Origin of the sequence: Marivita sp., assembly GCF_017643905.1 — a bacterium.
In the GTDB taxonomy this organism is placed as follows: Bacteria; Pseudomonadota; Alphaproteobacteria; order Rhodobacterales; family Rhodobacteraceae; genus Marivita.
This window is the reverse complement of record NZ_JAEPMO010000178.1, coordinates 1-7,680: the sequence shown is the minus strand read 5'-3', so window position 1 is coordinate 7,680 and position 7,680 is coordinate 1. Positions and strand designations below refer to the sequence as shown.

The 7,680-nt window shown below is 62.0% G+C and carries 9 protein-coding genes and 1 pseudogene; 9 read left to right on the top strand and 1 reads right to left on the bottom strand.

The genetic code is table 11. The annotated features are described in order from the left end of the window. Nucleotides 1-132 precede the first annotated feature (132 nt). The 3 genes from JJ869_RS20435 (at nucleotide 133) to JJ869_RS20425 (ending at nucleotide 1,731) form a co-directional block, all read left to right on the top strand. A complete protein-coding gene (locus JJ869_RS20435; RefSeq protein WP_292270147.1) occupies nucleotides 133-837 on the top strand; it encodes a B12-binding domain-containing protein in 705 nt (234 codons plus the stop codon). A gap of 95 nt (nucleotides 838-932) precedes the next feature. Beyond that, nucleotides 933-1,106, top strand: coding sequence for a hypothetical protein (locus tag JJ869_RS20430; RefSeq protein WP_292270144.1), 174 nt, complete (start codon nucleotides 933-935; stop codon nucleotides 1,104-1,106). Beyond that, entirely contained in the window at nucleotides 1,090-1,731 is a 642-nt protein-coding gene (locus JJ869_RS20425) for a DUF1638 domain-containing protein (RefSeq protein ID WP_292270142.1), read from the top strand. Before JJ869_RS20430 ends, JJ869_RS20425 begins: the two co-directional genes overlap by 17 nt. A 61-nt stretch (nucleotides 1,732-1,792) precedes the next feature. Here the strand turns inward: JJ869_RS20425 and JJ869_RS20420 are convergent, their stop codons facing one another. Then, complete coding sequence (locus JJ869_RS20420) at nucleotides 1,793-3,553, bottom strand: divergent polysaccharide deacetylase family protein (RefSeq protein WP_292270141.1); 1,761 nt, start codon at nucleotides 3,551-3,553, stop codon at nucleotides 1,793-1,795. A 152-nt stretch (nucleotides 3,554-3,705) separates the two neighbouring features. Here JJ869_RS20420 and JJ869_RS20415 point away from each other — a divergent pair, with 152 nt between their 5' ends. The 6 genes and pseudogenes from JJ869_RS20415 to JJ869_RS20390 all read left to right on the top strand — a co-directional run. Further along, on the top strand, nucleotides 3,706-4,287 hold the full coding sequence (locus tag JJ869_RS20415) for an aminodeoxychorismate/anthranilate synthase component II (RefSeq protein ID WP_292270139.1): 582 nt from the start codon (nucleotides 3,706-3,708) through the stop codon (nucleotides 4,285-4,287). Continuing rightward, nucleotides 4,284-5,300: an anthranilate phosphoribosyltransferase gene (trpD, locus tag JJ869_RS20410; protein WP_292270136.1), complete on the top strand. Its 1,017-nt coding sequence runs from the start codon at nucleotides 4,284-4,286 to the stop codon at nucleotides 5,298-5,300. The genes JJ869_RS20415 and trpD overlap by 4 nt, the downstream gene beginning before the upstream one ends. Before the next feature lie 121 nt (nucleotides 5,301-5,421). Further along, a complete protein-coding gene (locus tag JJ869_RS20405; protein WP_292270133.1) occupies nucleotides 5,422-6,069 on the top strand; it encodes a uracil-DNA glycosylase in 648 nt (215 codons plus the stop codon). Continuing rightward, nucleotides 6,066-6,869: an indole-3-glycerol phosphate synthase TrpC gene (gene trpC / locus JJ869_RS20400; RefSeq protein ID WP_292270130.1), complete on the top strand. Its 804-nt coding sequence runs from the start codon at nucleotides 6,066-6,068 to the stop codon at nucleotides 6,867-6,869. Before JJ869_RS20405 ends, trpC begins: the two co-directional genes overlap by 4 nt. Next, nucleotides 6,866-7,342 (top strand): cyclic pyranopterin monophosphate synthase MoaC, encoded by a 477-nt coding sequence (gene moaC / locus JJ869_RS20395; RefSeq protein ID WP_292270129.1) that lies wholly within the window; start codon nucleotides 6,866-6,868, stop codon nucleotides 7,340-7,342. Before trpC ends, moaC begins: the two co-directional genes overlap by 4 nt. Further along, nucleotides 7,339-7,680: pseudogene (locus JJ869_RS20390) on the top strand (molybdopterin molybdenumtransferase MoeA); the annotation flags it as partial. The gene moaC and the pseudogene JJ869_RS20390, both read left to right, overlap by 4 nt.

Sequence of the window (7,680 nt, the reverse complement as noted above, 5' to 3'; positions counted from 1 at the left end):
CGAAGTGCTGCCCCGGCGCGCGTCGGTTGCGTTCGCGCGTATGTCGGATTTCACCAAGTGGCATCGTCGGAAAACGACGATTAGTCGACAAAACAATCACTGGCGGCCCCGCCAGCGTCTGGAGTGACATACATGGCTGACGAAGAAGACGATATCATTCTCGCGGATCTGAACGACGACGAACTGGTCGAGCAGATGTTCGACGATCTTTATGACGGTCTGAAAGAAGAGATCGAGGAATCGGTTCACATCCTGCTGGACCGTGGTTGGGAACCCTACGACATCCTGACCAAGGCGCTTGTCGGCGGCATGACCATCGTCGGCAACGACTTCCGTGACGGCATCCTGTTCGTGCCCGAAGTGCTTCTGGCCGCCAACGCAATGAAGGGTGGCATGGCCATCCTCAAGCCGCTGCTGGTGGAAACAGGTGCTCCGCGCGTCGGCAAGATGGTGATCGGCACAGTCAAGGGCGACATCCATGACATCGGCAAGAACCTTGTCGGCATGATGATGGAAGGCGCAGGTTTCGAAGTCGTCGATCTGGGCATCAACAACCCGGTCGAAGCCTATCTCGATGCCATCGAAGCCGAACAGCCGGACATTCTGGGCATGTCCGCCCTGCTCACAACCACCATGCCCTACATGAAGGTTGTGATCGATACGCTGGTCGAGAAAGGCATCCGTGACGACTATATCGTGCTTGTCGGTGGTGCGCCGCTGAACGAGGAATTTGGCAAGGCCATCGGTGCGGACGCCTATTGCCGGGATGCTGCCGTGGCTGTTGAAACCGCAAAAACCTTTGTCGGCCGCAAGCACAATCAGCTTGCCGCAGGGTAAGATGAGCCAAATCGTCACTTTTTGGGCCTCGCCACGCTGCGGGGCCTTTTATTATGGATCAAACTGTCCCATATTTTCAGGACAAGGAGATCGACATGCCAGTGACGACATTCGCTTCGATGATCTTGGCTGTGATTGCAGCATCCGGCCTGACCGTCTGGGCATTCGCGCAATTCGGCATTCTCAAGGTTTTGCCCGCCCTGATCGCCGTGGCTCTTCTGGCACGTTGGGCCCTCGCCCATGTGCCCGGCGATGACGAGCCTGCCTGACGACACCCTGCTGACAGAGTCCGGACTGTCCGCCCGCGGAGACGGGCGCGTCCTGATCGTTGCCTGTGGCGCATTGGCGCGCGAAATTCTTGCAGTGCGGGATGCCAATGGATGGACTCATCTCGACCTCACCTGCCTTCCCGCCATTCTGCACAATCACCCTGAAAAGATCGTGGGCGCGGTCCGCGCGGCTGTAGACCGCCATCGCGCCGATTACGATGCGATCTTCATCGCCTATGCCGATTGTGGCACGGGTGGACTGCTCGAAGCCGCTTGCGCCGACATGGGCGTCGAGATGATCGCAGGCCCGCATTGCTACAGTTTTTTCGAGGGCACCGAGACGTTTGCCGCGCGAGATGAAATCACGGCTTTCTACCTGACGGATTTTCTTGTGCGGCAGTTCGATGCCTTCGTCTGGAAACCGTTGGGCCTGGATCGGCATCCAGAGTTACGGGACATGTATTTCGGGCATTACGACAGGCTTGTCTATCAGGCACAAACCGACGATCCGAACCTGACAGCGATTGCAGAGCACTGTGCCGTGAGGTTGGGCCTGCGGTTCGAGCGGCGGTTCACCGGGTACGGCGATCTGGCGCGCAGCATGGCACATTGGGCTACGATTTAAGGCGCAGGCACGCTTTCCGTCGACGGAAAGCGACGGACGCGTTGACGCGTCCGCCCGCGGGTCAGTTCACCTGCTCAAGAAGAAGCTTTGACACAGGCACCATGGACACGCTCGATGCGCGGTCTTGCAAACTCCAGAGAACCAAGGCTGACAGAGTGTCGGGGGTCAAACGGCCCAGCATGACAACTGCACCATCCTGACGCGCGCGGAATGCTGCACCGTCCAGAAAACGGCGCTTGGTGCGGGCGTCCTGCCCTTCTCCGTCGAAATCACGCAGAATGCTGAGCGCCGGCACCGTTTCGCGCTGAGCAATCGCCTGCGCCGTGTTCAGACCATTGGGCAGAAAGATCAGTCCATGCCCGCTGTCCGCAGCAAAACTCGCTGCCTGTTCGGTCACGTTCCTTGCAGCCTGCAAGCCGCCGCCCGGGGCTTCGATCAGAGCAACCGCTTCTGGAACGGCGGCAATCGCACCACCGAGGATCTGTTCGACATCGCTGGGCTGGGCCGCGGTCGGCACCGACACCAGCGCAGCAACTTCGTAGCCCAACGCACGGTAGGCCGACATCCGGTCAGAGGCCCCTGGTTGTGCCGGGTCAATGGCAAAGGTCACGGGGAACGGGAAGCCGTCCAGCGTGTCAGGCCCCAGCGGACCGGTGCCGTCGTCGATCATCACGATGGACATTTTCGGCAAGGAAGGATCGCTGTCGACTGCTGCCGCAAAGCGTTTCAACGGCGACAGGCTGGCATCCACAGCCGGGGCGGATGTGTCAGGCGGGGTTGCGGCCTCTTCGGCCCCGCCAATCGACGGAAGTCTGGACGAGTTGCCCGGGTTCCGGTCGGTCAAGGATGCGGCTTGAGTACCGATTGCAGGACGCGGGGCTGCAGGCGCAGTGGCGACCGCGGCAGTGTCGGCGTCCGGTGCCGAAGGGATGAGACGACGGACAGGTGGACGCTCGGACGCTGTACTGTCTTGCGACGGTGTTGCTTCGGGCGCGGGTTCCTCCGCAGTCTCGGTCGGCACGGCAGGCGCGGGATCGGGCACAAGCGGTGCTTCAACTGCCGGGACCGGAGGCGCTGGCGGCTGCGCGGGTTCGGTCGAGACGCTCAATCCGGTTTCGCTCGCAGGAGGATTCAGAGGGGAAACATTGGCGCTGCCCGGCGCTGCTTCGGGCGCGGACACCACCGGAACTTCGGGCGCCGCTCCAACATCGGGTGCATCAAGCGCCGCAATCTCAGCGCCGGTGTCCGGGGCAGGCACAGGAGCCGCGACAGTGTCTGCAATGGTTGGCTCCTGCGGATCAGCCGGACGATCCAGCGCTGGCGCATCGGCTTTGGGGGCCACAGGCGTCACGTCTTCGGGGCGGCGGGCCGGTGTCGTCAGTGCCGCCGACGCGCCGTCATCGGGAGTGACTTGCGCATCAGTTGTCTCGGGACGTGCCGGTGTTTCAGCAGGCGCCTCAGCGACATCACGCGATTGCTCGGGCGTAATGGCGGCACCCGACGCGTCGGTTTGTGCGGTTGGTTCGGGCTCGGCTGCTGCCTCGGGTTCTGTCGGGGTTGCTGTCTCGGAGGACGTAGGCGCGTCCGGGTCCGGCTTGGCTGCCTCGACTACCGGAACTTCGGGCACCGTGTCAGGTGCCGCATCGCTTGTCGCTGTGTCATCAACAGGCTCTTGAGCAGCAGGTTCTGCAACGTCAACGCGGGGTTCAGGGTCGGACGGTATCACAGCAGCGGGCGGCGGCATCAGAACGGATAAAGTCCCCAGACCACCCACCGACAACACCGTGCCCCAGATGGCTCCTGACAAAAACCCTCGTGCCATGCTCTTCGCCCTCGATTTGCCCCGCTCACACGCTCCCGGCATCTCACCCGTGCCGGTTGACCCACCCGCGCCCTTGACGCGCGTTGGTCCGCCTGTGCATGTATACCGCGATTGGCCCCCACCCCGCCAGCCCCGACGAAGAAGAAAGACCCATGCTGCTGCTCATCGACAATTACGACAGTTTTACCTACAACCTCGTGCATTATCTTGGAGAGCTTGGGACCGACGTAAAGGTGGTGCGCAATGACGCGCTGACCGTGCAGGACGCCATGGGGCTAAACCCTTCGGGTATCCTGCTGTCGCCCGGCCCATGCGACCCGGATCAGGCGGGGATCTGCCTCCCCCTGACGCTGGCGGCTGCGGAGACCAGAACTCCGCTGATGGGTGTGTGCCTCGGCCATCAAACATTGGGACAGGCCTTTGGTGGATCGGTGGTGCGCCATTCCGAGATCGTGCATGGCAAGATGGGGGTGATGCATCACGCGGGCAAAGGCGTGTTTGCCGGTCTGCCCTCGCCCTTCGAGGCGACGCGCTATCACTCGTTGGTGGTGGACAAGGACACGATCCCGGACTGCCTTGAGGTGACGGCATGGCTGGAGGACGGCACGGTCATGGGCCTAAGCCACCGCGAATTGCCAATGCATGGCGTGCAGTTCCATCCCGAAAGCATCGCGTCGGAACATGGTCACGCCCTGCTGCAGAATTTTGTGAATGAATTGAAGGTGCCCGCATGAGCGACGCGATGAAGCCCCTGATCTACGCCGCCTCTGAAGGCCCGCTGAGCCGGTCTCAGGCTGAACAGGCGTTCGAATTGCTGTTCGACGGCCAGGCAACCCCTGCACAGATCGGGGGGCTGCTCATGGCGTTGCGCGCACGGGGTGAGGCGGTGTCGGAATATGCGGCGGCGGCGGCGGTGATGCGCGCCAAATGTACTGCGGTCAAAGCGCCCGAGGGTGCGATGGACATCGTCGGCACCGGCGGCGATGGCATGGGTACTCTCAACATCTCAACCGCGACCGCCTTTGTCGTGGCGGGGGCTGGCGTGCCGGTGGCCAAACATGGCAATCGCAACCTGTCGTCTAAATCCGGATCGGCGGATGCGCTGACGGAGATGGGGATCAATGTGATGGTGGCGCTCGAGGTGGTGGAGCGCGCCATTGCCGAGGTCGGGATCGGGTTCATGATGGCACCCATGCATCATCCGGCCATGAAACACGTGATGCCGGTCCGGCAGGAGCTGGGATCGAAGACGATCTTCAACATCCTCGGCCCGCTCACCAACCCGGCAGGCGTGAAGCGGCAGTTGACTGGCGCGTTTGCCATCGACCTGATCTTCCCCATGGCGGAAACGCTGAAAGAGCTTGGGTCCGAAAAGGCGTGGCTGGTGCATGGCGGCGATGGCACGGACGAGATCTCGATCTCGGCCCCGACACAGGTGGCTGTGCTGGAGGATGGCAAGATCCGGGGCCGCGAGGTACATCCCGAAGACGCAGGCCTGCCGGTTCATCCGTTCCGCGACATCCTTGGCGGGACCCCGGCCGAGAATGCGCAGGCGTTCCGGGAACTGCTCAGCGGGACCAAAAGCGCTTATCGCGATGCGGTATTGCTCAATGCGGCTGCGGCCCTTGTGGTGGCAGACAAAGTGTCCGACCTCAAGTCCGGTGCTGAAATGGCGGCAGAAAGCATCGACAGCGGGGCTGCGAAAGCGCGGGTTGAGGCGCTGGCCCGCGTCACCCAAACGGCGTGATGTCCGTATGGCCGGCGGTCGATGCGTCGACGCATCGCGGAGTTTCCATTGATGGAAACTCCTGGGGCGCTGCCCCAGACCCCGAAGTATTTTTGAACCAGAGAAGAAGCGAACCTGCGCCATGTTGACCCCGCCGGGTGCATGGCGGCATTTGCCGTTCTTTTCGGAGAATTTGCCAAGCATCGCGTCTGTTGTCGCAAATGAGGAGCGACTTGTGCTTCCGTCTTCGCCACAGGTGTTTGCAGCGCTCGAGGCCTCTGCGCCTGACGATGTGCGCGTGATCATTTTGGGGCAAGATCCCTATCCGACCCCCGGCCACGCACATGGATTTGCCTTTTCAGTGGAACCAGACGTTCAGCCCCTGCCCCGATCATTAAGCAATATCTTCAAGGAACTGCGCGACGATATCGGGGATACGCCGCCTAATGGAGACCTGCGTTTCTGGGCCAAGCAAGGCGTGTTGCTGTTGAACGATGTGCTGACGGTCCCGGCGGGTGACGCGCGTGGACATCGGCGGCTGGGGTGGCAGAAACTGGTGCCGCAGGTGCTCGACGCGCTGTCGGACCGGCCCCGCGCCTTTGTGCTCTGGGGCAATGATGCGCGGGCACATGCGCCGCCTCTTGCGGGGCGCGGGCATCTGGTTCTTGAAAGCGCTCACCCCTCCCCGCTGTCGGCACGGCGCGGGTTTTTCGGGTCGCGCCCCTTTTCCACAGTGAACGCGTGGCTTAAAGAACAGGGACATGCCCCGATCAACTGGACCGACCCATGAGCGCAACCATTCTCGACAAGATCAAAGCCTACAAGCTTGAGGAAGTGGCCGCCGACAAGGCCCGCGTGCCCGTGGCAGAGGTCGAGGCTGCTGCGAAAGCTGCAGATCCGGTGCGCCCCTTTGGTGCCGCGCTCCGGTCTGCTCAGGCTATGGGCTATGGCTTGATTGCCGAGGTAAAAAAAGCATCGCCCTCCAAGGGGTTGATCCGCGCTGATTTCGAACCGGCAAGCCTTGCACAGGCCTATGAGGCCGGAGGCGCGACCTGTCTTTCGGTTCTCACGGACACACCCAGCTTTCAGGGTGACAAATCCTATCTGGTCGCCGCGCGGCAGGCCACATCGCTGCCCGCTCTGCGCAAGGATTTCATGTATGACACCTATCAGGTCGCCGAGGCGCGCAGCCTGCAAGCGGATTGCATTCTGATCATCATGGCCAGTGTGTCCGACGCGCAGGCGGCAGAGCTGGAGGATGCCGCGTTTGCCTGGGGTATGGACGCGCTGATCGAAGTGCACGACCGCGCGGAACTGGATCGGGCGCTTGATCTGAAGTCCCCCTTGATCGGCGTCAACAATCGCAATCTCAAGACCTTCGAGACCACTCTTGAGACAACACGTGAACTTTCCAGACATATCCCGTCGGACCGGATGCTGATTTCGGAATCTGGGCTGTTCACACCGGCAGACCTTGCCGACATGGCCGCGCACGGTGCGCGCAGCTTTCTGATCGGCGAAAGCCTGATGCGGCAGGCGGATGTGACGGCGGCCACCAGCGCGCTGCTGGCTGATCCGGTGACGGCATGAGCGGACTTACCCATTTCGACGCCAAGGGCGATGCGCATATGGTGGACGTGTCGGACAAGGCCGTCACATCGCGGGTGGCTGTTGCCGAGGCCTACATCACGATGGCGCAGAAGACCTTTGAGATCATTACGGAAGGTCGCGCAAAGAAGGGCGATGTGATCGGTGTGGCCCGACTGGCCGGGATCATGGGAGCCAAGAAGACACCTGATCTGATCCCGCTTTGTCATCCCCTGCCCATCACCAAGGTTGCGGTTGAACTTTTCCCGGCACCAGAACTGCCCGGACTACGGATCGAAGCGACGGTCAAGACCACCGGGCAAACCGGGGTCGAGATGGAAGCACTCACCGCTGTCTCAACGGCAGCACTGACCGTCTATGACATGGCCAAGGCGGTGGACAAGGCGATGGAGATCACCGGCATCCGCGTGATGCTGAAAGATGGCGGGAAATCCGGGCGGTACGAGGCGTCATGATTTCGGTCGCGGAGGCGCTCGAGCATCTCTTCGCTTTGGCCCGTCCGCTAGGGGTCGAAACCGTACCGCTGTTGCAGGCGCATGGTCGCGTGCTGGCAAAGGACGTGGCGGCGACACGGAACCAACCACCCTTCAACAGCTCTGCCATGGATGGCTATGCCGTGACCGAGGTGGCACCGGGCTTGCGGCTCAGGGTCATCGGAGAGTCTGCGGCGGGTCACGGATTTTACCAAACGGTCAACACCGGCGCAGCGGTGCGTATCCTTACCGGCGCGCCTGTACCGGACGGCGCGAAAGCCGTTGTGATTCACGAAGATGTCACCCGTGACGGGGCCTGG